Source organism: Streptomyces sp. NPDC059740, assembly GCF_042733155.1.
Lineage (GTDB): Bacteria > Actinomycetota > Actinomycetes > Streptomycetales > Streptomycetaceae > Streptomyces.
This window is the reverse complement of record NZ_JBHWGP010000006.1, coordinates 90,637-114,239: the sequence shown is the minus strand read 5'-3', so window position 1 is coordinate 114,239 and position 23,603 is coordinate 90,637. Positions and strand designations below refer to the sequence as shown.

At 72.3% G+C, this 23,603-nt stretch carries 19 protein-coding genes; 5 read left to right on the top strand and 14 right to left on the bottom strand.

The features are described 5' to 3' along the window. Positions 1-137: 137 nt before the first annotated feature. On the top strand, positions 138-641 hold the full coding sequence (locus ACFV3R_RS10240) for a hypothetical protein (RefSeq protein ID WP_385578613.1): 504 nt from the start codon (positions 138-140) through the stop codon (positions 639-641). A 71-nt stretch (positions 642-712) separates the two neighbouring features. Here the strand turns inward: ACFV3R_RS10240 and ACFV3R_RS10235 are convergent, their stop codons facing one another. Next, positions 713-1,681 (bottom strand): ATP-dependent DNA ligase, encoded by a 969-nt coding sequence (locus ACFV3R_RS10235; protein ID WP_385578610.1) that lies wholly within the window; start codon positions 1,679-1,681, stop codon positions 713-715. A gap of 213 nt (positions 1,682-1,894) precedes the next feature. Here ACFV3R_RS10235 and ACFV3R_RS10230 point away from each other — a divergent pair, with 213 nt between their 5' ends. From ACFV3R_RS10230 to ACFV3R_RS10215, 4 genes are all read left to right on the top strand, one after another. Continuing rightward, positions 1,895-2,575 (top strand): hypothetical protein, encoded by a 681-nt coding sequence (locus ACFV3R_RS10230; RefSeq protein ID WP_385578607.1) that lies wholly within the window; start codon positions 1,895-1,897, stop codon positions 2,573-2,575. 6 nt (positions 2,576-2,581) lie between these two features. Further along, positions 2,582-4,114: a DNA polymerase Y family protein gene (locus ACFV3R_RS10225; protein WP_385578604.1), complete on the top strand. Its 1,533-nt coding sequence runs from the start codon at positions 2,582-2,584 to the stop codon at positions 4,112-4,114. Beyond that, positions 4,107-7,247 (top strand): error-prone DNA polymerase, encoded by a 3,141-nt coding sequence (locus ACFV3R_RS10220; RefSeq protein ID WP_385578602.1) that lies wholly within the window; start codon positions 4,107-4,109, stop codon positions 7,245-7,247. Before ACFV3R_RS10225 ends, ACFV3R_RS10220 begins: the two co-directional genes overlap by 8 nt. Positions 7,248-7,468: 221 nt before the next feature. Then, positions 7,469-9,460, top strand: a complete 1,992-nt coding sequence (locus tag ACFV3R_RS10215; protein ID WP_385578599.1) for a hypothetical protein — start codon at positions 7,469-7,471, stop codon at positions 9,458-9,460. Positions 9,461-9,621: 161 nt separating this feature from the next. Here ACFV3R_RS10215 and ACFV3R_RS10210 read toward each other — a convergent pair whose 3' ends face one another. The 13 genes from ACFV3R_RS10210 to ACFV3R_RS10150 all read right to left on the bottom strand — a co-directional run bounded on the left by ACFV3R_RS10210 (position 9,622) and on the right by ACFV3R_RS10150 (position 23,584). Beyond that, entirely contained in the window at positions 9,622-9,972 is a 351-nt protein-coding gene (locus tag ACFV3R_RS10210) for a hypothetical protein (RefSeq protein WP_385578597.1), read from the bottom strand. 121 nt (positions 9,973-10,093) lie between these two features. Next, positions 10,094-11,395, bottom strand: a complete 1,302-nt coding sequence (locus ACFV3R_RS10205; RefSeq protein ID WP_385578595.1) for a hypothetical protein — start codon at positions 11,393-11,395, stop codon at positions 10,094-10,096. Positions 11,396-11,507: 112 nt separating this feature from the next. After that, a complete protein-coding gene (locus tag ACFV3R_RS10200) occupies positions 11,508-13,151 on the bottom strand; it encodes a DUF2637 domain-containing protein (protein WP_385578592.1) in 1,644 nt (547 codons plus the stop codon). Between the two features lie 193 nt (positions 13,152-13,344). Next, positions 13,345-17,112 (bottom strand): LysM peptidoglycan-binding domain-containing protein, encoded by a 3,768-nt coding sequence (locus tag ACFV3R_RS10195; protein ID WP_385578589.1) that lies wholly within the window; start codon positions 17,110-17,112, stop codon positions 13,345-13,347. Beyond that, positions 17,112-17,564: a hypothetical protein gene (locus tag ACFV3R_RS10190; RefSeq protein WP_385578586.1), complete on the bottom strand. Its 453-nt coding sequence runs from the start codon at positions 17,562-17,564 to the stop codon at positions 17,112-17,114. Before ACFV3R_RS10190 ends, ACFV3R_RS10195 begins: the two co-directional genes overlap by 1 nt. An 11-nt stretch (positions 17,565-17,575) precedes the next feature. Next, positions 17,576-18,025: a TadE/TadG family type IV pilus assembly protein gene (locus ACFV3R_RS10185; RefSeq protein WP_385578583.1), complete on the bottom strand. Its 450-nt coding sequence runs from the start codon at positions 18,023-18,025 to the stop codon at positions 17,576-17,578. Next, complete coding sequence (locus ACFV3R_RS10180) at positions 18,025-18,447, bottom strand: TadE family protein (protein WP_385578580.1); 423 nt, start codon at positions 18,445-18,447, stop codon at positions 18,025-18,027. Before ACFV3R_RS10180 ends, ACFV3R_RS10185 begins: the two co-directional genes overlap by 1 nt. Next, positions 18,444-18,647: a hypothetical protein gene (locus tag ACFV3R_RS10175; protein ID WP_385578577.1), complete on the bottom strand. Its 204-nt coding sequence runs from the start codon at positions 18,645-18,647 to the stop codon at positions 18,444-18,446. The genes ACFV3R_RS10180 and ACFV3R_RS10175 overlap by 4 nt, the downstream gene beginning before the upstream one ends. Positions 18,648-18,665: 18 nt before the next feature. Next, complete coding sequence (locus tag ACFV3R_RS10170; RefSeq protein WP_385578574.1) at positions 18,666-19,562, bottom strand: type II secretion system F family protein; 897 nt, start codon at positions 19,560-19,562, stop codon at positions 18,666-18,668. Continuing rightward, positions 19,559-20,500, bottom strand: a complete 942-nt coding sequence (locus ACFV3R_RS10165; RefSeq protein ID WP_385578571.1) for a type II secretion system F family protein — start codon at positions 20,498-20,500, stop codon at positions 19,559-19,561. Before ACFV3R_RS10165 ends, ACFV3R_RS10170 begins: the two co-directional genes overlap by 4 nt. After that, positions 20,497-22,065, bottom strand: coding sequence for a CpaF family protein (locus ACFV3R_RS10160; protein ID WP_385578568.1), 1,569 nt, complete (start codon positions 22,063-22,065; stop codon positions 20,497-20,499). Before ACFV3R_RS10160 ends, ACFV3R_RS10165 begins: the two co-directional genes overlap by 4 nt. Before the next feature lie 14 nt (positions 22,066-22,079). Next, complete coding sequence (locus ACFV3R_RS10155; protein WP_385578565.1) at positions 22,080-22,895, bottom strand: hypothetical protein; 816 nt, start codon at positions 22,893-22,895, stop codon at positions 22,080-22,082. Then, positions 22,895-23,584 (bottom strand): flagella basal body P-ring formation protein FlgA, encoded by a 690-nt coding sequence (locus ACFV3R_RS10150; RefSeq protein ID WP_385578562.1) that lies wholly within the window; start codon positions 23,582-23,584, stop codon positions 22,895-22,897. The genes ACFV3R_RS10155 and ACFV3R_RS10150 overlap by 1 nt, the downstream gene beginning before the upstream one ends. Positions 23,585-23,603: the final 19 nt, after the last annotated feature.

Here is a 23,603-nt window from a genome sequence, read left to right as displayed (position 1 = left end):
ACCGCGGCCATGACGCGCTCCGGTCCGGTCGGTCAGCTGCATCGCGGGACGGTGTCTGCGACAGTGCGGGGCGCGGCCCCGGCCGGGCTCACTGCGGCAAGCCGTGTCCGTCCCGGCATGAGGGCATGATGGTGGCCATGGTCGAGAGCTCAGGTGTACACCTGCCGCTGTCCGCGGACTCCATACGGCGCCGGTTCTTCGTTGCGACGTGCGGATCCGTGGCGGGCAGTGTGCTGCTGGCCGTGGCCGTGACACCCGTGGTCATGTGGCTCGGGGACTTCCACTGGGCCGACGTCCGAGGATCGGACTGGCCGATGGTCGTGCCACCGGCAGCGGCCGTGGGGTGGCTGGTGTGGGAGGCCGTCAAGGAGATCCGCTGGCAGCGGCGGGCGCTGTCGGCGAAGGCACGCGAGCTCGCTGCGGCGGCACGGTCCGAAGACGGCGCCGAACTGCGCATGCATGCCGAGCAGTTCATCCTGACGCTGCTGAACGCGTCCACGTTCTTCAACACGCGGATCCTCCCGCGCCGTGCCGCCCGAGGGTTCGCGCGTCGCGTCCGCGACGAGGCCGAGACCGGAGAGATCGACGCCACCACCTTGCGCGTGATCGACGGCCTGGCTTCAGCCGACTCGACGTACTGACGCGACGTACCCGCGCTGCGTGTAGAGCGAGCGCAGAGCCCGCGCGCTACTCGGTTCGGTGCGGGCTCGGCTCACTCATGAACATCGCCGGGAGCCATGTCGCCGCGGAGCCGGAGGTAGCGGACCGGATGCCGGTACCGTCCCAGATCAACGGCGGTGTCGGCTGCGACTTCGGCGACGTGTTCGGGAACGACGGGCTGGAACACCAGCGGCTCCTTGGTTCCCCATCCGGCAGAGAAGTGCCGATCATGCCAGGGGTGCTGTGGTCCAGCGGGACGCAGGACGGCGCCGAGCTCGGCCGCTGCGGCACGTGACAGCGGGGTCGAGCGGGCGACCAGCTGCAAGCGCCCCGACGCGTCGAGGCGGCCGAGCAGGAGACTCGTGGGGGCGCGCACGGTGCCGGTGACGGCTCCGACGATCGCCTCCGTCGTCGTACGGGCCCTCAGCTTCGACCACCCGCGCACGTCGGGCCTGTACAGGGACTCGGGGTCCTTGATCATGATTCCCTCGATCCCGGCCGTTCCCCAGGCGGGGTCCAGCCAGGCAAGGGCGACATCCCGGTCCTCGGTCTGCGGGCACAACGCCCACGGTGCCGACAGCCGGCGGGCGGCGAACAGGTCCTCGAGCGCATCCCTGCGCCGGCGCAGGGGCTCCTGCATCAAGACGTTGCCCGCCACCTCCAGGAGGTCGAAGACGACCAGGTGCGCCGGCTGCGCCCGGCCGGCGCGTTCCGCTGCCGCCCCCCGGCGGCGGGCCCGCTGCTGAAGCGCCGCGAAGTCGAGTCGGCCAGCGCTGTGCACCACCAGCTCGGCGTCGAGGACCGCCTCGATTCCGAGGTCGGCCGCGGCGCGAGCGATCTCCGGGAACGCGGGCGCCAGGTCGGCGCCGCGCCGCGACTGCACGTACGGGGATGGCCCGGTGAACACGATGGTGCGGTAGCCGTCCACCTTCTGTTCGAACAGAGCCTTCCGTGCGCCGGGCGGGGGGAGCGCGGCAACGGAGCGGGCCAGCATCGGAGCCAGAGGAGGGGACAAGCGCACCAGGCGATTCTCGCCCAAGGCCGGTATGCGGGCAGAGCAGCCGCGGGCCATGGCGGACCGGGTGCGGCACTCGCCACCCGAAGCCCAGCGGCACTGCGCTGAGGCGGGTCACTTCGATCAGGTGTCACCCCTACGACTCTCGGTAGCGCGCGAAGGAGTGGCTTCTCGGACACCCGACTTGTTTTAATCGCACTCGTATTCGAATATCGGGGTATGGGTGCACCGGTGAGGAACGACGGACGCGAGAGCGGCACCGGTGAAGCCACGAGGTCTCCGCTGGCTGCCGTGCTGCCACAGGGCCGCCTGCGGGCCGGCACGGTGGCCAGTGTCGGCGGGGACATGCCGTTGCTCCTGGCGCTCGCCGCCCAGACGGCTCGTGGAGCTGCCGGGTGGGCGGCTGTAGGGCTGCCGCAGATGGGTGTTCTGGCCGCCGAGTCGGCCGGCCTGGAACTGGCGCGCGGCATGCGGATCGACGACCCCGGGGACCGGTGGGCGCAGGTGCTGGCCATCGCGCTCGAAGCGGTCCCGGTCGTCCTGGCCGGACCGCTGGGCCCGGTGAACGGCCAGGCAGCCCGAAGGCTGGGCGCCGTACTACGGCGCAGCGGGTCGGTCCTCCTCGCCGCGGACCAGTGGGACGGCGCCGAAGTCCGCCTGCGGGTGGTGACCGCCTCGTGGGACGGCGTCGGCCAGGGCCACGGTCTGCTGCGCGGGCGGCGGGTGACGGTCGCGGCCACCGGACGGGGGGCGGCGACCGCCCCCCGGTACGCCGAGATGTGGCTGCCCGGACCGGACGGCCGGGTCGCTCCCGTACGGGACCTGCACGGGAGCGGCCTGGACACCTCGGCGGCGGACACGGTGCGCCGACGGCGCGCGGCCCTGCACATGGTGGGATGACCTGCGGTGGAAGGCAGAACCGCCCGGACCGTCGTGGCCTGGGTGCCCGACTTCCCGGTCATCGCCGGTGGAGGCACCGACGGCGAGCCGGTCGCCGTCGTGGATCGCGATGTGGTGGTGGCCTGCTCGGCCGCCGCGCGGGCCGACGGGGTACGGCGCCGGATGCGACTGCGCAGCGCACAGGCCTGCTCGGCGCACCTTCGCGTCGTCGAGCGGGACCTTGCCGTCGAGATGCGCGCCTTCGAGCGGGTGGTCGGTCACCTGGAGGCCACCGTGATGCCCCGCCTGGAGGTGATCCGCCCCGGGCTGCTCGCCGCGCCCGCCCGGGGCCCGGCCCGCTACTGGGGCGGCGAGCCGAACCTCCTCGGTCGCCTGGCCGACGCGATCGCGGAGCTGGATCTCCCGGCGCGCGCGGGCATTGCCGACGGGGTCTTCACCGCGGCGCTCGCGGCCCGCCGAGGGCAGATCGTCCCGGTGGGCGGTGACGCGGCATGGCTGGCGCCGTTCCCGGTCGGCGTGCTGGGCGTCGCCAGGCTGGCGGAGCTGCTGAACCGGCTCGGCATCCGCACGGTCGGCGACTTCGCGCGGCTGCCGGCGGACCGGGTGTCGGCCCGCTTCGGCGCCGAAGGCCTTGCCGCCCACCGTACGGCCCGCGGCGAGCAACCACGGCCTCTCGCCGTCCGCATGAGCAGCGACGAGCACACTGTGACGCACCGATTCGAGCCGGCCGAGACCCGGCTGGAAGCGACCGCCTTCGCCGTCAAGGCGCTCGCGGACCGACTCCATGACCGCCTGGCGGCGGCCGGTGCGGTGGCGGCCCGGCTGGAGGCGTCCGTCGATCTCGCCGACGGCCGCCGCCTTGCCCGTGTCTTCCGTCACGAGGGCCGGCTGTCCTCGCTCGCGGTCACCGAGCGCGTCCGTGGTGTCTTGCAGGCCTGGACCGAGACCGGCGTCATGGGCGACGGTCCGGAACGCGGCATCGCCGCGCTGACGCTGCGCCCGGAGCAACTGACCCAGGACGCCGGCCGGCAGAGCGCGCTGTTCGACGACCGGCACACCCCCGAGGAGATCGAGCGGGCCGCGGCCCGCGTGCAGGCGCTCCTCGGCCACCGGGCGGTGGTGCGGATGGAGACCGGCGGCGGGCGCGCTCCGGCGGACCGCGTCCGCCTCGTGCCCTTCGGCGACGTCGCCGATGCCCACCGGGAGGCCGACGGGCCGTGGCCGGGGCGGCTTCCGGCGCCGTTCCCGGCAACCACGTTCCCCGAGCAGGTGCCCGCCGAGCTCACGGACACCGGCGGCCGGACGGTGGCCGTCGCCGGGCGCCTGGCCCTGTCGGCCGCCCCCGCCCTGGTCACGGTGCGCGGATACGGCCGGGCGCAGGTCACGGGGTGGGCCGGGCCGTGGCCGGTGCTGGAGCGGTGGTGGGACCGAGAGGGCGGCCGGCGAATCGCGCGGATGCAGGTCACAACGGCCGACGGCCGCGCGTGGCTGCTGGTGATCGAGCAGGGCCGCTGGTGGGCGGAGGCCCACTATGGGTAACCTCCTCCGCTTCCCCACCCCCGTATCACCGCCTTCCGCAACGCCGGCCTGGGCGGAGCTCCACGTCCACTCGGCCTTCAGCTTCCTGCAGGGCTGCGCGCAGCCGCACGAACTCGTCGACGAGGCCGCCCGGCTGGGGATCTCCGTGCTCGCCCTCACTGACCGGGACGGCCTGTATGCCGCCCGGCGCCTGGCGGAAGCCGCGAAATCGGCCGGGATCGGCACCGCCTTCGGCGCCGAACTCACCCTCAACGACCCGGATCTGGGATCGCCGGTCGTCCTCGCCCGCAGCCTGGCCGGCTTCCGCCGGCTGTCGGCGGTGATCAGCGCCGCGCAGCTGGCCGGACACAAGGGCGCACCCCGCTACGACCTCGCGGCGCTCACCGCGGCGGCGGCCGCCGGCGAGTGGGTGGTGCTGCCGGGATGCCCCGCCCCAGGCGGCGACCGCCGGGACGTGGCCGTGGTCTCCCGGCGCCTGGAGCGCCTGGTCGAGGTGTTCCGGGTTGGTGTGCACGCCGAGCTGGTCGACCATCACCTTCCCGAGGACTCGGTGGCCAACGACGTCATGGCCGTGGCGGCCCACCGCCTGGGCCTGCCCGTGATCGCGACCGGCGCCGTCCACTACGCCGCCCCGCGCCAGGCCCGCCTCGCCCAGGCCGTCACCGCCCTGCGCCGCCGCGAGACCCTGGAGCGCGCCGCCGGCCACCTGATGCCGGCCCCGACCGCGCATCTGCGCAGCCACACGGAGATGGCCGCCTGGCTCGCCCGCTACCCCGGCGTGCTGGAGACGACCCTGGAGCTGGGCCGCTCCCTGATGGTCGACCTCGACGAGCTGCGGCCCGACCTGCCCGGCTTCCCCACACCGGCCGGGTACGACGAAGACGCGTGGCTGCGCCACCTGGCCGAGCGGGCCTGCGCCGCCCGCTACGGCGAGCGCGACACCCCGGGCGCCGCCCGAGCGTGGCGGCAGCTCGACCACGAACTCGCGGTCATCGCCCAGCTGGGCATGGCCGGCTACTTCCTGATCGTCCACGACATCTGCCAGTTCGCCATCGGCCGCGGCATCTGGTGCCAGGGCCGCGGTTCGGCCGCCAGCTCGCTCGTGTGTTTCGTCCTGCGGATCACCTCCGTCGACGTCCTACGCCACGGGGGCCTGCTGTTCGAACGGTTCCTGTCCACGGAACGCGGCAGCCCGCCCGACATCGACATCGACTTCGAAGCCGGCCGACGCGAAGAGGTCATTCAGTACGTCTTCGACCGCTACGGCCGGCACCACAGTGCCCAGGTCGCCAACATCATCAGCTACCAGCCCAAGCTCGCCGTGACCGACGCCGCCCGGGTCCTGGGCTACCCGGCGGCCCGGATCAGGGAGATGACCCGCCACCTCCACCAAGCCCCTCCCGGGCCCGACGCTGACGTGCCCGCAGACGTCCGCGACCTCGCGGCCCAGCTGCACACGCTGCCGCGTCACCTGGGCGTGCACTCCGGCGGCATGGTCCTCACCCGCGAGCCGATCGGCGAGTTCATGCCCGTGGAGTGGGCCACGGCCCAGGGCCGCTCGGTCCTCGGTGGCGACAAGGACGATGTGGCCGCGGCCGGCATGATCAAGATCGACCTGCTCGGCCTGGGCATCCTGTCCGCCCTGCACACCGCCGCCGACCTCATCGACGAACACTACGGCGTCCGCCTGGACTTGGCGTCCATCCCAGCGGACGACCCGGACGTCTACCGCATGATCGCCCGCGGCCAGACCCTGGCGGTCTTCCAGGCCGAGTCCCGGGCCCAGGTCTCGACCCTGCCCCTGCTGCAGCCGCGGACCTTCGACGACCTCGCGATCGCCGCGAGCATCATCCGTCCGGGCCCGATCCAGGCCGGCAGCAAGAACCCGCTGCTGCGCCGACGCCGAGGCGAAGAACCCGTCACCTACCCCCACCCGCTGGCCCGCCGCGCGCTGGAGACCACGCTCGGCGTGTGCCTATGGCAGGAGCAGGCCATGATGCTCGCGGTCGACTGCGCCGGCTTCAGCCCCGGCGACGCCGACCGGCTGCGCAAGGCCATGGCCGCCAAGCACTCGGTGGAGAAGGTCGCTCAGCTCCGCGGCCGCCTGATGGACGGCATGGCCCGCAACAACATCCCCAGGCCCGCCGCAGAACAGATCACCGCGATGATCGAGGCCTTCAGCGACTACGGCTTCCCGCAGTCCCACGCGCAGAGCATGGCGCACCTCATCTACGCGAGCGCCTGGATCAAGCTGTACTACCCGGCAGCCCTGCTCGCGGCAACCCTCGCCCACCAGCCGATGGGCTTCTACGACTCCCAGTCGCTGATCCAGGAGGCCAAGCGGCTCGGCATCACCGTACGCGGCGTCGACATCCAGCACTCCCAGGCGCACTCCACCCTGGAGCCCGACCCGGGCTCCACCGGCACCCGAGCGATCCGGCGCGGACTGACCAGCGTCACCGGCCTGAGCCCCGAGACGGCCCACACCATCGTCGCCGCGCGCGCCGAGCGGCCCTTCGACAGCCTCGAAGACGTCGCCCGCCGCACCCGGCTGCCTGCCCGCCTGATGGAACGGCTCGCCGCGGCCGGCGCCTTCGGCGCCTTCGGCGAGCACCGCCGCAGCGCCCTGTGGACGGCAGGTGCCTTCCCCCGCGACGTCCAGCCCTACCTTCCCGGTCTCGGGGCGCTCGCGCCCGCGCCCGACCTGCCGGTGATGACGCCGGCCGAGCAGACCGCCGCGGACCTGGCCACCACCGGGGCCAGCGCGGACATCCACCCCGTCCAGCACGTCCGCGCCCGCCTCGCCTGCTTCGGGGCCGTCCCCGCAGCCGCGGTCCGGGACATGGCCGATCAGGAGCGGGTACGGATCGGCGGCCTGGCGAAATATCTGCAGCGGCCGCCCACGGCCCGGGGGGTGGCCTTCGGCGTCCTGGAGGACGAGAGCGGCATGACGAACCTGGTCTTCTCCCCACCCGTGTGGGAACGCTGCCGGCGCACCCTGAACGATGCCATGGCGGTCGTCCTGGACGGACACGTCGAGCGGGCGTACAACGTGGTCAACGTCGTGGTCCACGATGTGCGGCCACTCGCGGTGCCCTCCCCGGCAGCCCGGCGCCGCCGCCATCGACGATGAGCCCGCTCCAGCGCCCGAACAGGACTGTGCCGGCTGATGCGTTCGCCAGTGCGCTACCTTGGCGGCGGCAGGTACTGCTGCCACCGTCCGCATCGAGTGGCCCGGACCCACGGGTGCGATCCGGCGGGAAGAGGCGAACGCCACGTCAGCCGCACGACTTGACCCTGCGTCTGTCGGCGCGCCGGTCCGGGTAGTCGCGCCGCAGGACGGACAACATCATCATGTCCACGGAACGCCACGCCGTACGGCTGCGCCGCCAGTACACCGGCGAGGGCCATCAGGCGGCGCTCGCCTTCTACCGCCGCCACGGCATGCACTTCGGGCTCGTCCCGGACACCCACGATCCGCAGCAGCAGGCCTTCGAGGCCGCGGTGCTGCACACCCTGGCCCGGCCGCACCCCGCCCTCGGCCCGCTGCACACGCCGGACCTCCCGCTCGGCCTGGCCGCGGCGTCCCCGGGCGTGGAAAGCCTCGTCCTGTGGCCACACCCCGACCACCTCACCAACTTCCTGCTCCACCTGCTGCCCACCCGGGCCGACGACGGCATCGCGGGACTTCCCGCACTGCGCGCGGCCACCGGCCCCTATCAGGACCTGGTCGTGCATCTGGTGGGCCGGGCCGCGCGCATCACCGTCCGCGCCACCGGAGCCGATGTCGAGCGGGCCCGCGCCGCGGCACGGGCGGCCGGCCGTGAACCGCTGTGGGACCAGGCCGCGCCAGCCCTGGGGGAGCGGCACGCCTGGAGCACCCTCGTGGGCGCCTTCGCCCCGGGCGAGGCCCAGATGTGGAGCCGGGCCCTGCGCCGCCCGGGCCTCGCCAACCCCACGACGTCGGCGGAATGGGCAGGCAGGGCGCCGAGCGCCGGTGAACTTGAAGGCCCCAAGCCCCACCAGCTGCTGCCCCGTCCGGTCGGCCCCCTGGCCGACAAGATCCGCGGCACCGTAGCGGTGACCCCGGCCGGCGGCCGCGTCGGCGGATGCACCACCGTCGCCCTCCACCTCGCCGGCGCCTTGGCCCGGAGCGGCACCCGGGTCGTCATCCTGGCGGATGGAAAAGACGCGGCGTCTGAGCTCACGCCCGACCGGCGCTCCGGCAGCGCACTCTGGTACGACCTCGTGCCCGGCCTTCCCGCCCTGCGCGGAGCCGTCCTCCCGGACGACCGGGAGGAGGCCCGCGCGCTCGTGGAGCGTGCCCGCGCGCACGCCGACGTGGTGATCGTCGACACCAGCAACGGCTCCTACCCGCACCTGTACCTGGCGCAGACGGCCGACCTGGTCCTGGCGGTCACGCGCTACGACCAGCGGCACTGGATCGCGGACACCGAGACCATCGACCGCCGGCCCGAGCACGTCCGGATGTGGGCCTGGCTCGACCAGCAGCACCTTCAGCGCCCCCCCACCCGGGAGGTGAGCCCGCAGGAGCTGATGCTGACCTTTCTCGACGTGCTGTTCGCCGACTGGGTCGGCGCCAGGGAGTGGGAGGACGCCGGCGTCTACTGGGAACCCGACTGGGGCCTCATGGACGAACTGCTGGACCTGGATGTCCGAGACATCCAGGAACTGCCCGCCGAGAACGAAGAGGCCGCCCTCGACCGCTGGCGGGCCGAATTCATCACCGCGCTCGACGCCGAAGGGACACGCCGCTATCCGCAGTTGTGGCAGCAGACCGCGGCCGCGTGGAGCGAGCACAACCGGCGCCGCAACCGGGCTGGGCTGCAGGCAGGGGATCCCGAACCGGCCGTGGTCAATGCGTTGCGACAGGAAGTGCTCGCCACGGTCGAGACCGAGGCGATCGCACGGTGGGGCGCCGACCTGTGGCAGGAGCACCGATTGCAGTGGGCGATCAGGGCAGCCGACGACGAACCCCTGTTGGCTCCCTACGAGGACCTGATCGAACACCTCGCCGTTTTGCGGCCGGTCGGCGACATCGCCGACCGCCTCCTGAAGGCCGCCCATGATCTGCCCACCACCCGGCTGCTGGTCACGGTCAACCGAGTACACGGCGACATCGACCCGCAGCAGCTTGCCGGAGTCGACAGTGCCCTGCGCGAGCACGGCGCCCGGGGAGTCACGTTCGTGCCCAGACTGCCCGAACTCCGCGAGCTGCCCTGGCAGATGGCAGGACTGGCCGCCACCGACGGAGCGCAGGCGGCCGCCGGGGCGCGCCTGGCCGTCACCGTCGCCGACCTCCTGTCCACTGCCGGCCACAGCTGACGGCAGCTTCGCCCTGGTCCGGCCCACCGGAGCCTCGGGCCAGGGCGAGCAGCCTGGGGGCCTCTATGTCCGTCGCCGAGCCTGAGTGGTCATGCGGTGGCTGTTTCGGAGGCGCGTGTTCGCGGTGTTGTTCCGTGTTTACGGTTCCTGCTTCCTGGTCCTCAGAACATCAGGGACTCGGTTGTGCGTTCTGTGACCAGAACCCAGTAGTGCCAGTCCTTCGCTCGCTGTTCGAGTGTTTCGGCCTTGGATGTGTGTTTCCTCAAGCGGCATTCCTTGACCCAACCGGCCGACCACACCATGGACACGAAGGAGTCGCCGTCGCGGAAGGTTGCGACCTCGCTGCCGTCATTCTCCTGATCCCAGAGGTTGCTGTGAACAAGAGGCGGACGGCTTGGGGAAGCGAGTAGCTTCTCCCACTCGCCATAGGGCATGAGTTTGCGCCCTTCCCGGTGATATCGTCGTGCCGTCTTTCTTGCGTGCCGCTGAGCGAGCCGCACAGTGAGCTTCATTGCGCTTTCCTGTTTCCTAATTAACGTAAGAGTTCTGCGCCTCATTCAGGCGGTCGCCAGGGCCTCTTTTCGATTTCAAATTTCCTTGCGGGAAGGCGTGATCCTTCCTTGGCCGTGCCGGTCAGCACCCGTATGTGTCCAGCACTGTTCGGGTGGACCGGTCAACGGGACGCAGCGGCTGCATACTGCCTTCCTCAGCGGGGCCCAGGCGCAGTGTCGTGCCGCCGCCGATCGGAACGACGATGAGAACACGGTCTTCGACGCGCGACTGGATGGTGTCGTCGCGGTAGGGACTGGCGGCCAGGCATCCGTTGGCGTACTCGCGTTCGTACCGGTCGTAGGGGCCTGCGAAGAAGTGGTCGGCGACGGGCTGCTGCCAGTGCCCCACGAGGAAGGCGGTGAGGGCGGCGACGACCCCGGGCGCCGCGGCGAGGGCGCCGGGCGCCTGGAGCAGCTTCGGTCCGAACCGGACAGCGGTCGCGAGACCGAGGCCAGCGATGGCACCGGCTGCCAGAAACAGCAGCGTGCCGTGGGAGAGCAGCAGGTGGGCGCTCATGCCGAAGGTGAGCGGCAGGGCGGCGCATGCCATCACCAGCCAGGCCAGCCCGGCCAGGGTCGCGGTCTGGAACAGATTGAGCTTGGCGGGCCAGCCGGGGCGGAGCGGGACCAGCGCTCGTTCGCGCCCAACCCACCGTCCGGCGCCGCGAACCCGACCCGGCTGCGGCAGGACGCCCCCCGCGCGGTGTTCGACAAGCAGGGCCACGACCGCATCGCCGAAGGCGCGGGCGCGCCGATGAACGGCGAACCGGTCGCTCGCCAGCTGGTTGAACTCTTCCTCTCGGCCGGGCTGGATGCGCGTCCCCCGGCCCCGGGGGAAAGCGCGGTTGAGCGGGTGGCCGGGATCGGGGAAACCGGGCAGCGTGGGAGCGGACCGACCGGAACTGCCGACGGCCTCTTCGATCAGCACGCCGCCCGGGTCGGGGATGTAGGACTCGTACATCCGGTCGCGCTGCTGGTGCCCGCGGAGGCTGGCTTGCAGTGCCTCCGCCTGTTCGATCACCGCCTCGAGGAGCGGCTCGGACGCCGCGCTGCGCATCTGCTCCAGCGCGGCTCGGCCGGGGACAGCCCTCCACACGCCACCCAGCCGGTTGACGGCCTGGTCCTTCCACACGTCACGGAACCACGGCCACACCCGGGCGGCCGGAAGCCGGCGCGGCGGTCTGCGGCCGGTGAGATGCGCACGCAGCAGTGCCAGAGAGCTGCGCACGTAGTCGGCCTCGGCCGCGTACTGCACCGCGACTGCGGTGGGGCGCACGTCGCGGGGGCTGTCGCTGTCGATGTCATCGACTCGCCGGGCGGCGGCGCCGGCCGCCTCGCCCTGGGCCCGCAGTTCGGCGATCGCCCGCTGCCAGCCGACGTCCATCCCCAACCCCCTCGTCCGTCCGTGTCGTCGCCCCGAGGCTACCGGCACGGTCCGACACCAGGCTCAGCCTCGTCATCAGCCCGTTTAGCAGGAGACCAGGCCCGACAACGGGTCACGCCGCCTGAGCCCGTTCGACGACAGGCTGGCGCTCGTCACCCGGTCCTTCGGAGTCGGCCGGGGGGTTTTGCTGGTCGAGGCTGGACCAGTCCAGATCCACGTAGGCGGCCCCCTTACGTTCCAGGATCGGCCCGTAGTGCCTCACCAGCCTCCGGTACTCGTTTCCGCCCGAGCGTGGATTCGTATATCCCGCCCACCTGGCCAGATCGGACTTCTCCAGCGGCAGGCCCGCGACCTGGTGAGCGACATATATCCGCTCGGCACGCTGGCGCGGGCCCTCGTCCTTGGGGAGCGTGGACAGGTCGATCTGGATCCGGCGGCCGTCACGAACCTCGTCGTCGCCACCGGGCGGCGGCACGTGCCCGTGCTCCGCGTCGGGCTCATCGTCATCCGGCTCGACCTCGTCGTCCGGCTCCTCGTCCGCGCCTTCGGCCCCGTCGGTCGGTTCCTCGTCCGCGGACTCGTCCGTGCCGGTGTCCTGCGCGGCGTCGTCAGGGATCTGAGCGGCTGCCTCGCCGTGCTCGTCAGCGTGAGGGCCAGCGGTGTCGGCCTCCGCACCGGGTTCGGGTTCTGCCGGTACGGGCTCGGGATCCGGGTCCGGGGCGGTGGCGTGCTGCACAGGCGCAGGCTCGGCAGCAGATTCGGCGCCGACAGGCGCGCCGGCGGGCTCCGGCGTTGTGGTCGGTGCGCCGGAATCGACCGCCGTCGTCTGCGGTGCCGAGGCGGCCGCGGACGTCTGGATCTGGATGGAGACCTCGGCGCTCTCCTCGGCGGCCGACGCGAGGCCCGCCGCTGCAGGGGCGGTCTGCTCGCCCTCCGCGACCGCGGCGCTGAGGGGGACCTCTTCGCCGGCGGCCGTCGGCCTCCCCGGGTCCTCGGCCGGAGCTGGCGCCGGGATACCCGCAGCGGACTTGTCGTCCCCCGTCAGGGGGCGCCGGGAGCCTGTGACGCGAACGTTGTCGACCGTGGAGAGCAACTCCTTCCTCCACGCCTTCCACATCTTCACAGGAGCGCCGATCGGCCAGGGCAGCCAGAGCAGCAGGCTGTATCCCCGCTCGTGCTCGTCCTTGCGGCGCTTCTGCCGTCCCATGATCACTTGCTCGATCTTGGTGAGGAGCTTTTCCAGCAGCACCGCGTAGACCAGCGGCGGGACCACGGCGAGGAACGCGCTTCCGGCACCGGCCTCCGGGGTGTGGAGCAGGTTCATCACCGCAGAGGCGCTGACGAACGCCAGCAGCAGGACCCGGGTGCTGGCGGAGGAGCGCAGGGTGAGGGCCTCGAAGAAGCGGATCAGGGACAGGCTCAGGGCGCCGGCGTCCAGCAGCAACGCGAAGCCGGTCGCCGCGTCCCAGTCGCCACCGTTGTGCGCGTGGGCGTACTCGCGCTGGGCGCCGAAACTCAGCCAGGCGGCGATGCCCGCGAGGACGAACATCATCACGCAGCCCACGGCAAGAGCGATCACGGCCAGGCGGCGCTGCCACGCCTGGCGGCGCTGGAGGACAAGCTGCGCGCGCTCTTCGGCCGTGGCGCGCTGCTCCGCGGCGCGGCGGCGGTTGCCGAGCAGCGTGCAGGCCACGACGACGGCGCCGATCCCGGCGACGGCCAGGCCGGAGGGCAGCGCCCACCGCGACAGGTCCATCACCGGTCTCCCTCCCGGGGATGCCGGGCCGGTGCATCGGGGCCGGCGGGCGGGGCGGCGGCGTACGGCCGGCTGCTGGTCATGCGCGCGGTCTCCTTCGTCGGGTCGGTGGCCGAGGAGGCTCCTCGCTCTCTACAGGTGTGCGGGAGTGGTTCCGTGTGACAGGGCGGGACGATGGATCTGACGGTGCGTTTCATGAAGCGGCGGATCCCCAAGTCGCCTGGCCGCGTTCGCCCTTGAGGAGGGTGCGCAGCAGGCCGACGGTCTCGGGGGAGGAGTCGATGCCTTCCTCGGCATTGATGCGGGCCAGCTGGTGGGCGGCGCGTTCCAGTCCTTCCCGGTCGCCCATCTCGTGGCAGATGGTGAACAGGTCCCGGTACAGCAGCTCGCTCTGGCTGTCGACGAGCATGCCCTTGGTGACGGCCTGGGCGGCGGCGCGGTAGTCGCGTACCTGGCGGCGCCGTTCGGCGAGTTCGTGGGCGACGTCCACGATCGCGCTGATCATCTCCTGGATGTCCGCCTCGGCCCAGGTGTACTTGGAGGGGTCGACGTCGGCGAACGGCCTGCCGCGGACCAGGGCAAGGCCCTGGGCCAGTGCGATGTCGGCGTCCTGCCCGTCGTGGTGCATGCCCTGCTGGTACAGCTCGCGGAACCTGTCCCAGTCCGAGGTGACGGCGGGACTGAGCTGGTAGATGCCGTCCTTGATCGGGGGGAGGTAGGCGGCGTGCGGATCGCCGGCCGGCAGCTGCGGGTTCTGGCCGAGCCAGGAGCGGAGCCGGGAGATCGCCGGGTTGCGGGTCTCGTTGGTGATGCGGATGCCGGGCCAGATCGCGTCGTCGAGGTCCTGCCGGCCCAGCCCCGGGTGCATCACGAGATAGGCGGCGATCTCCAGGAGGTGGTTGCGCCGGTTGCTGGCCACCCGGCCCTGCGCGCCCGTCAGAGTGACCGGGCCGAGCACCATGACCTGAGGCCCGGCGGGCTCTGCCGGTGGTGTGGACAGGGCCGCGAGAACGGTGGACGTCGCGGCGCTGGGCCGCGGGATGATGCGGGTCTCGCTCACCCCTTGCGCGGGTTCGCCGGCGCCGAGCGTGGCCGCCGACAGGGCCGAGGCGTCGTCCTCGCCGGCACGGTCCGGCGTCGGCGGGTCCTGCTCGGCGAGTACCTCGCCGAGAACCGAGTCGAAGTCCCCGGCCTCGCCGTCCCAGTCCGCCTCCGGCTCCGCGCGGTCACCGTCCTCGGCCAGCCTCTCGCCGTCCCACACGCCCGTGGCCAGCGCGGAGGAGGAGTCGTCCGCGGCGGCGTCCGGCGCCTGTTCGTACGCGGCCGCGCCGTGCGCGGCGAGAGCGAGGGCGTCGGTGCCGGTGTCCGTGTCGACCACGTCGGCCCCGTCGTCCGCAGCAGGCCAGGCAGCCGCGACGGCGGGGGACAGCGCGCTGTCCCCCGTGCCGCTGTCCTGCGCAGTGCGGCCGGAGGCGGAGGTGAACGCGGGTGCGAGCGAGGCGAAGTTGGGAAGGGCCGTACTCAAGTCGCCGCTGTCACCGGCCAGGTGAGCCGCTCCCGGTTGTGGGCTCCAGGTGGTCTCGGGGGCGAGCGCGGAGGACTCGCCGGAGGCATCGGACGCGGCCCGGGGGCCGTTGTCGGCGCTGTGCCCGGTCCATGCCGGCGGGGGCACGTCGTCGGTGCGGCTGGAGGTGGCCAGGAGCTGGACAAGACGGTCGTAGGCGGCGTCGTCCAGGTACTGGAGTTTGACCGCCAGGTCCAGTCCGGGCAGTTCGACCGCGGTGCCCGGCTGTGCGGGCAGGGTCCAGGCACCGTGCAGGTCGAGGTCCGCTCCTGCCGCGGTGACGACCGCGACCGAGGTGCGCGGGCGGGAGGTGAGCAGGTCCTCGAGCGCGGCGGCGGACGGTCCGGTGACCGGGTCGGTCGACAGCAGGATGCGGGGGATCCAGGTGTCCCCGCCGGTTTCCTCGCTCAGCCGGGCGGCGCGGAGGTGGTCGTGTCCGCCGTCGGCGAGGGCGTCACGCTGGAAGGTGTCGTGGGACTTCAGCTCGGCGGCAGCTGCGTTCAGGTCCGCGTGGTGGTCGATCTGGTCGGGGTAGAGGTGGTGCAGGTCGCTGCCGGCACCGGCGAGCACGATCTGCGTGGCCGGGGCGAGCTTGGAGGAGGCAAGTTCCACGGCGAGCGCGAGCGTGACCGCGCGGACGTCGGCGGGATGGCCGGCCAGCCGCAGCAGACCGATGCTCTCCAGGTCGACGAGGACCGCGTCGCCCTCTTCTGTCTCGCCGAGGCTGACCAGCGCGGGGTAGGGCGGGGTGACGTCGGCTGCTTCGTCCTCGTCCAGCAAAGCGGCGCCGCGCGCCGGACACCACCACACCATCGGATTGCCCTCGTGTTCGGCGAACGGCGGCACCGGGGCGGTGGCGGCGGCCAGGTGGAGTTCCACGCCGCGTGGGGCGATACGCATCGCCTCGACCTCGGGCAGCGGGCGCCCCGCTTCGCGGCAGTGAGCCGCCAGGGTGCGCAGGGCACGGTCGGCCAGCGCGGTGCCGGTGATGTCGGACGCCGCGCGCAACTGCTTCTCGAAGTCGGCGACGGCGCCGGAGGGCATGGGGATACGCCGCTTGGCACGCCGCCGGCGCTGCTGCCGGGCCCGGCGGGTGGCCAGCACGGCGAGGACCGCGGCCGCCAGGATGCTTCCTGCTGCCGCGACCGTCCGCACGCTCGATGCCTCGGAGCCCGTGTCGTGCTGCGAGCCGGGCGCGGCAGAGGCTTCGGGTGCGTCCGGTGCCGGTGCTGTCGCGTCCGGCTTCGCGGACTCGTGCGGCGCCGGTTCCTGCGTGGCCGGCGCCTGCGGCCGGTCCGTCGTCTGGCCTCCGCCCTGATCGTGCGCCTTGCCGTTGTCCTGCTGTTCCCCGCCGCGGTCGTGTCCCGGCGCCTGGTCGTGCGTGCCGCCGGAATCGTGCTCCGTGCCCTTGTCCTGCTGGTCGCCGCGGTCGTGCTCCGGGGCGGGTGTGTCGGCCGCGCCGTCCGGAGCTCCTTCGGCTGAGGGGATCTTCAGCTGCCAGCCCGGATAGATCTCGTCCGGATCGGTCAGGGTGCGGCCGTCGGACTGGCGGACGCCTTCATTGGCCTGCGCGATCGCGGGGTAGTCGTCGGCGTCGCCGAGCTCGTCCTCGGCGATCGACGACAGCGTCTCGCCCGGCTTGACCGTGTGCTCGGAGTCGTGGGCCGCCGTCCCCCCGGTCTGGGTGTGCACGCCGCCCTCGTCGTCGGCGGCCGGAGCCTTGGCATCGGAAGGAAGCCGCAGTGTCCATCCGGGCTGGAGGTCAGTGGTGTCCTCCGTCAGGTGCTGCCCGCCGGGCATCTCCACGCCCTGGTTGGCCTCGACGATCTCCCGCCAGCGCAGACCGCTGCCCAGGCGCTGCTCGGCGATGTCCCACAGGTTGTCGCCCGCCTTAACGTGGTGGACCGGTCCGGTGCGCGTGCTCTGCGACGCGGCCCGGTGCTCGGCAGCGGCGGGAGCCGGCGTGCTGGCTGCGGGCGTAGCTGCGGCGGTCGCTGCTGTCTGGGGAGCGGCGACCGCGGGTGCGGCGAAGGCGCCGCTGGTGGGCAGCAGCAGGAAGATGCCGCCGACCAGAACGCCGGCCAGCCGCTGCGTTCCGCCGAGCAGGCGCAGTCGGGGGGCCTTGCGGTGCCGGGCGATGGAGGCCGCTTCCAGCACGACGGAGATGGCGAAGGACAGGTAGCCGTACCAGCCGATCAGGGTGACCGCGCCGAGGAAGAGCTGCCCGGTGTCCTGCTCGGTCAGGGCGGTGGTGATCTCGCTGCCCGACGGCACGTGGTGCGGCAGAACCCCGACGCGGAGCAGGGCGTACGGGACTCCCACCAGGAGTATCACCAGAACGGCCAGAGAGAACAGACCGCGGGCGAAGGCGGCGGACTTGCTGCGAGTCTTCATCATTACCCCCGGTAGACCAGGTCGGCTTGGCCGGTGCCGGTCACGGACCAGTTGCCACCCGGCAGGAACAGAGGGGAGTAGCTCTCGTTCACGGTCACTTCCAGAGACGCGCCGTCGTCGCTGACCCGTACGCTCCCGCTCACCCCGGCGTGGGCGAGGTAGGAACGCGCAGCCGCCACCGCGGCGTTGCGGTCGACGGTGACACCCTCACCGGAGATGGCCTTGCCGGCGTCGATAGCCTGCCCGCCCGCGCGGGCGGCCTCGTTGGCCACGCCCTCGGCGTTGTTGAGCGCGCGCAGCTTGCCGCCACCGTCGACGACCAGGGCGGCGACGGCGAACAGCCCGACGATCGTCACCAGGACGAACAGCGACAGCGCGCCGTCGTCCCGCCGCCACCAGCGCGGTTGCGCGGCGGCCGGGCGAGGGGACGCGGGGGTGAGGCGGGCGGCGGTCATGGGTTCCTGTCTCAGTCGCGCTGGCGGTAGGAGTCGATCGAGCTGGTGAAACTGGAGGTCAGGGTCTTGGATCCGGGCAGACCCGGCAGGCCGATGTCGGACAACCGCACCGTGCAGCGCACGGTCGCGGTCGTGGTCGCGGGCGTGCCCAGCGGGACGTTGAACCCGTCGGTGGTGATGTCGACCGACACGGCGGTACAGGACAGGCCCTGGTTGCGCAGCCCGGCGCGGGCGTCGTCGGTGCCGGCCGTGCGCGCCGCCCCGGCGTCGCGTTCGAGGGAGGCGGCCCGGGCGGCATTGCGCGCGGCAGTGTCGACGGCGTTGGCCGAGGACTGGATCCGGCCGAAGGCGATCACCAGCAGCAGCACCATGATCAGCACCGGGAAGAGGATCATGGCCTCCAGCGACAGGGCGCCCCGGTCATGGGCGGCCAGTCGCCGGCGAAGGGCGGAGATGCTCACTACGGCTCCGTGATGCGTTCGGTCGCGGCCTCGGCGTGCTGGTTGATCGGCAACGTCAGCCCGGGGATCAGGGTGTCGACGTGCCCGGTGACGGTGATCCGTACGGTCTGGCCCCGGCTGCCGCTGACGTGGGCGCCGGAGATGCTGCCTCCGGCCCTGTCGAGAAAGTCCCGGGTCTCCCTCGTGCCGGCGTCCAGGGTCGAGCCGCGGCCGCGGGCCGCCTCGACCCCCTGCTGCGCCGCGGACATCGCCACGTTGCGTGCGTGCCACCACAGGCCGGCATGCACGGTCAGCAGGATGAGCATCAGCACGACGGGGAAGATGACCAGGAGTTCCAGGGACAGGGCCCCGCGGTCCCGGGCCGCGCTGCGCGCAGCTGCCGCCCGGAGCCATCGGCGAACCCGTCGTCCGGTTCGGGTCACTTGATCTGGTCCGCCTTCTCGTTGACCTTCGTCAGCAGGACGGCGGCCGCGACGATGGCGATGCCCACGAGGGAGCCGACGAGGATCATGGCCTCGATCGACAGTCCGCCGCGGTCCTCGTCGCGCAGGGCGCGCAGCTTGGCTATCTGAGCGCGGGAGCGGGCGACGAGGAGGCTGAGAATGGGATCGTTGAAGTGCACGGTGGTTCCTTGTCGTTCTCAGGCGGACATGATCCGCGTCAGGGCGGGATAGCCGACATAGATGGTCATGATCACGACGAGGGCTGAGACCGGCATGACCATCTTTTCCGAGGCGCTGTTCGCCTTGGCTTTGGCGGCGGTGACCAGGGCTCCGGACAGGGAGCGCGCCTGGGCGCCGAGTGTTTCGCCGACCGCGGCGCCCTCTTCGCCGGCGATCGAGATGATGTCCGCGGGGGCGCCGAGCTCGGGCACGTCGAGTTCCTCCGACAGACGCCGCAGGCCCTCCCAGGGGCTGATGCCCTCCAGCTCGGCCCGGGTGATCGCGTCGCGGATCTTGACGAAGACCCAGCCCTCGCCGACCTCGGCCGCCCGCTTGAGAGCCTGCGTCGGGGCCGCGTCGGCGGCGCGCTCGAGCTGGACCAGCCGCAGATATGTCTTGATGGCGTGACGGAAGTCAGCGCGGGCTTCGACGGCCTGCTGCCTGACGTGGATGTCGGGGACGAACCAGAACAGCACGCCCAGGGCCAGGCCGGCGAGTGCGGGCACGGGGAACGGCATCGGGTATCCGGCGGCCGAGGCCGCGGAGACCAGCAGCGCCGGCAGCACGAGCCCGTACAGGCCGAGCGCCACCTTGATGCCGACGTGCCGGGTGGGACTGCGCCCGATCAGCTCCAGCTCCTGGCGCGGCAGGCGCAGCGTGCCCTCGCCGGCCGAGCGCAGCAGCGCGGCACCGAGCTTTTCCAGACCGCCGGCCGGGGCGGTGGTGCGTACCGGCTGGAGGTTCTCCAGGCGGTTGGCGTCCATGCGGGAGATGACGTCCCCGACGTCGGGGCGGCCGGGTGCCAGGCCGCGGTAGGCGACGACCAGTCCGGCGCCGAGGGCCGCGCCGCCGAGGATCGCGAACGGCGAGATCATGCGGCCTCCTTGACCAGCGTCAGGGTGGTGTCGCCGCCCGCACGGTCCTGGGCGGACAGGAACCGGGGCGTGGGCTCGATCATGGCCATGCGCCGCATCCAGATCTTCACGACGACGAACGCGACGCCCAGGGTGATCAGGACGAGCTGGCCCATGACGGTGGAGTAGGGCACGGCCCAGGCCGACGAGAGCATCGACAGCCCGAAGATCGTCAGGCAGAAGATGGTCACCCAGCGGTCGTTGGTGCGGGGCTTTTGCCGGTCGGCCTCGATCTCGCGGCGGGCGAGGACCTCGTGGGACAGGCCCGAGGCGAGCTCGTTCAGGGCACGGCTGAGTCCGGCGCCGCGGTCCTCGACGTGCAGGATCAGCAGGGCGACGACCTCGTCGGCAGTGGCGTCGTTGAGTTCGTCGGCGAACGCGCGGTAGGCGTCGGTCGGGTGCCAGCCGGCGGACATGCGCGAGACGAGCCGGGTGACCTCGTCCTTGATGGCTGCGGGGACGGTGTGGAGGCTGCGCTGGATGCTCGCCTCCAGGCTCACGCCGACGGTGTGGATGTCGGAGAGGCGGCGCACCCACTCCTCGACCGCTTCCAGGCGGGCGATCTCCCGGGTGGCGTTGGCGCCGGGGTTGAGGAGCCAGGGCAGGCCGACGATGACGACGGCAGTGACCAGTCCGCCCATGGGCCAGCTGCTGAACAGCCAGACCAGCAGGCCACCGACGAGCGCGGCGGTGATGCGGGTGCTGGTGCGGGCCCACCAGGCGACGGGGCCGGGCTGATTGTCCATGCCCAGCGCGGCGCGCAGTTTCTGCCGGGCGCGGCTGCGGCGGCGGGCGGGCCGGTCGGCCCAGCCCATCAGGCCGGCGATGGCGATGAAGACGCCGGCGACCGCGGCGACGGCGGCGAGCGCGGCGACCAGGGAGTCGAGGTCGAGGTTCACAGCGGCATCACCGTTTCCAGGCGTTCGGTCCAGGTGCCCCAGGGCCGCATCAGTTCCTGGCGTGCGAAGCCCGCGCGTTCGATGTCGTCGAGGTAGCGGGGGCTGGGCATCTGCTGGGGAACCGCACGCGGTTCGCGGATGTCGCCCTGCTCGCGCGGGGCGAAGATCATCTGGTGGCTGGGGCGGTTGTTCTCGCCGATGCCGGTGATCTCCATGACGTGGCTGACGAAGCGGTGCTTGCGCCCGGGCCGCCCGCCGGCGTCGACGAGTTCGGTCTCGTCGACGAGGCGGACGTAGACGACCAGGTCGATCGCCTGGGCGACCAGGCGGTAGGCGAGCGCCTCGGTCATGCCGATGCCGGCCTCCAGGCACAGGGTCACCAGGCGTTCGGCCGACAGCTGGGCGGTCTCGGCGTGCAGCGTGCACATGGAGCCGCCCTCGCCGGTGTTCATGGCGTGCAGCATCGGCACGACTTCCTTGGAGCGGACCTCGCCGACGATGATCCGGCGCAGCGACATGCGCAGCAGCTGGGGGAAGAGGTCGGAGAGGGTCAGCTCGCCCAGCGGCTTGCCGTCCGGGCCCCGCTCGCCGTTGCTCTCCCGGCCTTCGTAGGCGATGACTTCGGGCCCGTCGGGGTCCTCGTGCAGGTAGAGCTCGTACTCGCTCTCCAGGGTGCCCACGCGCTCGGTGCGCGGGATCTCCCGGGCCATGGCCCGCAGCAGTGACGTTTTTCCGGCGCCCTGGGAGCCGACGATGACGATGTTCTTGCGGGCCTTGACCGAGGCGCGCAGGAACGCGGCCAGCGTGCTGTCGATGGTGCCCCACTTGATGAGGTCGTCCAGGCCCTGGCCGCGGGTGCGGTGGCGGCGGATGACGATCTGCGGGCGCGGGGTGATCAGATAGCTGGCCGCGAGGCGGGAGCCGTCGCCCAGGCGCATGTTGAGGTTCGGGGTCGCGGGCGTGAGCGCGCGCTCTCCCTGCCCCTGCATGCGGGCGATGTGGTTGATCAGCCGTACGAGTTCGCGGTCGTTCGGGGCGATCGGGTCCCACTGCTGGCTGGGCCGGTCAGCGAAGTCGACGCGGACCTTGTCGCCGTTGATGAGGATGTTCTCGACGTTCGGGTTGTCCAGCAGCGGCTGCAGACGGCCGGCGCGGAACAGTTCGTCGAACACCGCCTGGCGCAGCTGGTTCTCCTGGACGTCCGTGAGCGGCGTGGCCGCAGTGGCCGCATAGCGGGTCGCCCACTCGCTGACGGTCTCCCGAATGATCTTCAGGCCGAGCTGGCGCTGGTCCTGGGGGCTCATGGTGCCGTCGGCCGCGCTGGCCTGCCCGATCTTGGAGCTGGCCTGCTGGCGCAGGTCGGCGATCACCTCGTAGCCCACGGGCAGCAGGCCCAGGGCGCCCTTGCCCGAGGACACGGGCGCGGGCACGGCGGCGGGGGACGCCTTGGCCGGGACGGAGGCGCCGGCGTCAGGGGAGCCGCTGCGCTGCTGCAGCCGCTGCTCGAAGAGGGCGTCGAGGGAGTCCAGGGCAGGGGGGACCCGTTCGGGTCGGGTGTCGGTCATGTTCCTGCCCTCCTTCAGGCCAGGGCGCTGTAGTGCGCGGGATGGAGCTGGATACGGCGCCGGGTGACGACCTCGTGCAGGCGGTCGTGCGCGGTGCGCGCCGAGCGCAGCAGGCCCTTGGCGGTGCGGCGCAGCCGTGCCTGTCCGTGGGTGAACACGTCCGCGGTGTCGGGGTCCCAGTCCAGGGCGCAGACCACGGGGGTCTGCAGCCACTGCTGCACGTTGCTGGTGGAGGCGCTGCCCTCTTCGATCACCAGCAGGCCCAGTGCGTCGGCGCCGGTTCCGTTGCTCGCCAGGTCCTCCTTGAGGACCCGCGCGGCCGGCGCGGCGGCGACGACGGAGGCCTGGGTGGAGCGCACGACGAGCAGGACGGCGTCGGCGGCCCGCAGCAGGGGGGCGGGGTAGGAGCGGCTGCTGAGGTGGGTCTCGGACTCGGCCACGATGCGGCCGGCGTCGATGATGACGTCGAAGCCCTGGCTGTCCAGGACCGACAGCAGCTCGGCGATGCTGTCCCAGGTCCGGGCCATGGAAGGAGCCTGGGTGGGCGCGGTCAGTCCGGGCAGCAGCATGCGGTTGCCCGAGTGCTCCTTGTCCAGGGAGATCCAGTGGTGTCGGAACTCCCGGGCCAGGGTGCCCTGCCGGTCGGCCGTGGCCAGGCGGTGCAGGCCGATCTGGGCGGTGCCTTCGCCTCCGAGGTATCCGGCGCGGACAGTGCCGCCCGCGGGGTCGGCCTCCACCAGGAGGGAGGGGCGCGGTGAGGACAGCGCGAGGGCGAGGGCCGAGCACGTGACCCCGCTGGACTTCCCGGAGGCCAGCGCGATGATGGCCATCAGTTGTCCGCCTCGAGCACGATCGACACGTTGCCGCCCGCGGCCCACGCGGCGAGCGAGGTGCTGTTGACCTCGGACGCGGCGACGTCGACGACGACGGCGCCGTTGGCGTCGGGGGAGCCGACCCGGGAGACGACGGCGGGCAGGCTGTCGGGTGCCGACCCCGGCTTGCTGGAGGAGGCCGAGGCGCTGCCGTCCTGCGGGGTGTGCACGACGGTGATCTTGTCGCCGGTGTGGAGCTTTTGCACGGGCAGCTGACCGGGCTTGGCCAGGATGCCGACCACGGACTTGCCCGCGGTCACGCTGGATCCGGAACTCACCGAGTCCTCGGTGACCAGGACGCCTTCGGGCAAGTCGGAGGAGGCCCGCTTTCCGACGAGCTCGGAGGACCGGGAGGCGGGCACGGAGCGCAGCTGGGCGTCGTGGGATATCTCCGTCGCGACCAGGTCGGAGGCCTTGATGGTGTCTCCGGCCTCGATGGCGTGGCGGGTTGCGACGACGGAGACCTTGTCGCCGGCCTCGTTGACCATCCACACCGACACGAGTGCGCCGACGGCCGCGAGCGCCAGACCGGCACCGACGACCACCGGACGGCGCCGGCTGCGCGGTGCGTCGTTGGTGATCGGCAGCGGCGCGGTGGCCTGTGCGCGTTCCCGCTTGGGCGCCGCCTGCTCCTTGGTAAGAGACATCGTGGTGCGTTTCCTCGTG

Coding starts and splice junctions, on each gene's coding strand:
- ACFV3R_RS10240 (WP_385578613.1), top strand. CDS start 138: ATGGTCGAGAGCTCAGGTGTACACCTGCCGCTGTCCGCGGACTCCATA.
- ACFV3R_RS10230 (WP_385578607.1), top strand. CDS start 1,895: ATGGGTGCACCGGTGAGGAACGACGGACGCGAGAGCGGCACCGGTGAA.
- ACFV3R_RS10220 (WP_385578602.1), top strand. CDS start 4,107: ATGGGTAACCTCCTCCGCTTCCCCACCCCCGTATCACCGCCTTCCGCA.
- ACFV3R_RS10215 (WP_385578599.1), top strand. CDS start 7,469: ATGTCCACGGAACGCCACGCCGTACGGCTGCGCCGCCAGTACACCGGC.
- ACFV3R_RS10210 (WP_385578597.1), bottom strand. CDS start 9,972: ATGAAGCTCACTGTGCGGCTCGCTCAGCGGCACGCAAGAAAGACGGCA.
- ACFV3R_RS10205 (WP_385578595.1), bottom strand. CDS start 11,395: ATGGACGTCGGCTGGCAGCGGGCGATCGCCGAACTGCGGGCCCAGGGC.
- ACFV3R_RS10200 (WP_385578592.1), bottom strand. CDS start 13,151: ATGGACCTGTCGCGGTGGGCGCTGCCCTCCGGCCTGGCCGTCGCCGGG.
- ACFV3R_RS10195 (WP_385578589.1), bottom strand. CDS start 17,112: ATGATGAAGACTCGCAGCAAGTCCGCCGCCTTCGCCCGCGGTCTGTTC.
- ACFV3R_RS10190 (WP_385578586.1), bottom strand. CDS start 17,564: ATGACCGCCGCCCGCCTCACCCCCGCGTCCCCTCGCCCGGCCGCCGCG.
- ACFV3R_RS10170 (WP_385578574.1), bottom strand. CDS start 19,562: ATGATCTCGCCGTTCGCGATCCTCGGCGGCGCGGCCCTCGGCGCCGGA.
- ACFV3R_RS10160 (WP_385578568.1), bottom strand. CDS start 22,065: ATGACCGACACCCGACCCGAACGGGTCCCCCCTGCCCTGGACTCCCTC.
- ACFV3R_RS10155 (WP_385578565.1), bottom strand. CDS start 22,895: ATGGCCATCATCGCGCTGGCCTCCGGGAAGTCCAGCGGGGTCACGTGC.
- ACFV3R_RS10150 (WP_385578562.1), bottom strand. CDS start 23,584: ATGTCTCTTACCAAGGAGCAGGCGGCGCCCAAGCGGGAACGCGCACAG.